Source organism: Puniceicoccales bacterium, from assembly GCA_031255005.1.
Classification (GTDB): Bacteria; Verrucomicrobiota; Verrucomicrobiia; order Opitutales; family LL51; genus JAIRTH01.
Window position 1 is genome coordinate 1 of record JAIRTH010000040.1, and the last position, 2500, is coordinate 2500.

Consider the following 2500-nt stretch of genomic DNA (forward strand, 5'->3'; position numbering starts at 1 on the left):
ACTCGTTACACGATTCGTGCAGGTCGGAACTTACCCGACAAGGAATTTCGCTACCTTAGGACCGTTATAGTTACGGCCGACATTCACGGGGGCTTAGACCAGAAGCTTGCACCTCCAGCGTTCACCTTTCCGCATTGGTCACGTGTCACTCCCTATACATCGTCTTGCGACTTAGCAGAGAGCTGTGTTTTTGCTAAACAGTCGGTTGGGCCATTTCACTGCGGCCTGTTGCCAGGCACCCCTTCTACCAAAGATACGGGGCCAGTTTGCCTAGTTCCTTAGAGAGACTTAACTCACGCGCCTTAGAATACTCATCTCGGATACCTGTGTCGGTTTGCGGTACGAGCATTCTGTGAACTCCTAGCGAAGCTTTTCTTGGAAGCATGACATCAATCGAATCCCTTTTGGTCGAAACCAAAAAGTCCCATAATGCCTCAGCCTTAATGTTTGGCGGATTTTCCTACCAAACAGCCTCGAACACTTAGACACAAAATCAACACTGTGCTGATTTAGCCTTCTCCGTCACTCCTCTAGTTATAACGCTCACAAAATGGTACAGGAATATTGACCTGTCGTGCATCGATTACTCCAATTGGCCTCATCTTAGCTCTCGACTAACCCTGGGAGGACGACCCTTCCCCAGGAAACCTTATCCTTTCGGCGATACGGATTCTCACCGTATTTATCGTTACTCATGTCTGGATACTCACTTCCAACAAGTCCACCATCGCTTGCCGCTTTGGCTTCTGCCCGGTTGGAACGCTCTTCTACCACTCATAATATTTTACGAGTCCGCGATTTCGGCACATCACTTTAGTCCCGATCATCTTCGGCGCAAATCCACTCGATAGGTTAGCTATTACGCACTATTTAAATGATGGCTGCTTCTAAGCCAACATCCCTATTGTCTATGCAGACTCACCTCCTTTAATCCACTTAGTGATGATTTAGGGGCCTTAATCGACGGTCTGGGCTCTTTCCCTCTCGTCTATGGAGCTTATCCCCCGCAGACTGACTCCCATGCTACACTCACCGGTATTCGGAGTTTGATAAAGTTTGGTACCCTAGTATGGGCCCTAGCTTTTTCAGTGCTCTACCCCCGGTAATCAGCGCATGAGGCTATACCTAAATATATTTCGAAGAGAACCAGCTATAACGGAATTTGATTAGCCTTTCACCCCTATCCACAGTTCATCCGAGAACTTCTCAAGGTTCACCGGTTCGGTCCTCCACTAGATTTCACTCTACTTTCAACCTGACCATGGATAGATCATCCCGTTTCGGGTCTGTTGCCTGCAACTAATCGCCCTATTCAGACTTGCTTTCGCTACGCCTCCGGCTTGAAAAAGCCTTAAGCTTGCTACAAACAACAACTCCCAGACCCATTATGCAAAAGGTACGCCGTCACACAAAAACGTGCTCCGACCGCTTGTAGGCAATAAGTTTCAGGTACTATTTCACTCTCCTAGACGGAGTTCTTTTCACCTTTCCCTCGCGGTACTAGTTCACTATCGGTCGATATCGAGTATTTAGCCTTACGCGGTGGTCCGCGTTAATTCACACAGGATTTCACGTGTCCCGTGCTACTCAGGAATTCCCTACGCTTGTCTCAAATTTCGACTACGGGGCTATCACCCTCTATGGCTCCTCTTTCCAAAGGATTCTTCTATTTTTGACAATACGACGATGGGCTCCTACGACCCCGCATAGATAAATCCACACGGTTTAGGCTGTTCCCGTTTCGCTCGCCACTACTCTGGGAATCGCATTCGCTTTCTTTTCCTCTGCTTACTTAGATGTTTCAGTTCAGCAGGTTAGCCATACACACCTATATATTCAGCGTGTATTAACCAGTTGGTTGGGTTTCCCCATTCGGAAATCTCCGGATCAAAGCGTATTTGCCGCTCCCCGAAGCTTATCGCAGCTTACCACGTCCTTCTTCGCCTGATATCACCAAGGCATTCACTCATTGCCCTTATCAATTTTTCCTCTTCGCCTTTTAACAAATTTCTAGACGTTATTTCTCTCAGTAATTATTACATTGTAATCCCACAATGCATTGAACTTTCAAAGAACAAAATACCCTAATGACGCTGGTGGGCCCAGGTGGACTTGAACCACCGACCCCACGCTTATCAAGCGTGTGCTCTAACCAACTGAGCTATGAGCCCAAATCGCCGGAACGGTGGTGGAGCCGATCGGATTCGAACCGACGACCCCCTGCATGCAAAGCAGGTGCTCTTCCAGCTGAGCTACGACCCCGCCAAAACAAAGCCATCGCCATCGAACCAATCCTGGTCCTAAAAACCATCGACTATTTAATAAAGAACATTTTTAAGAAAATTACTTGTGCGGTTTGTTCAACTCCCACCTCTTGCTTATGCAAGTTCGACCAATATCTCCTGCCACCAAAGTGACCGAGATTTCTCCTTAGAAAGGAGGTGATCCAGCCGCAGGTTCCCCTACGGCTACCTTGTTACAACTTCGTCCCAATCACCAA

At 47.8% G+C, this 2500-nt stretch carries 2 tRNA genes and 2 rRNA genes (1 of these 4 cut by a window edge); all 4 read right to left on the reverse strand.

Annotated elements, in window-relative coordinates:
* Positions 1-1989: ribosomal RNA gene (locus tag LBH49_03870) — 23S ribosomal RNA — on the reverse strand; the annotation flags it as partial.
* A 105-nt stretch (positions 1990-2094) separates the two neighbouring features.
* Positions 2095-2171: transfer RNA gene (locus LBH49_03875), tRNA-Ile, on the reverse strand.
* Between the two features lie 15 nt (positions 2172-2186).
* Positions 2187-2262: transfer RNA gene (locus tag LBH49_03880), tRNA-Ala, on the reverse strand.
* Positions 2263-2434: 172 nt separating this feature from the next.
* Positions 2435-2500, reverse strand: a 16S ribosomal RNA gene (locus LBH49_03885) (it continues 1486 nt past the right edge of the window).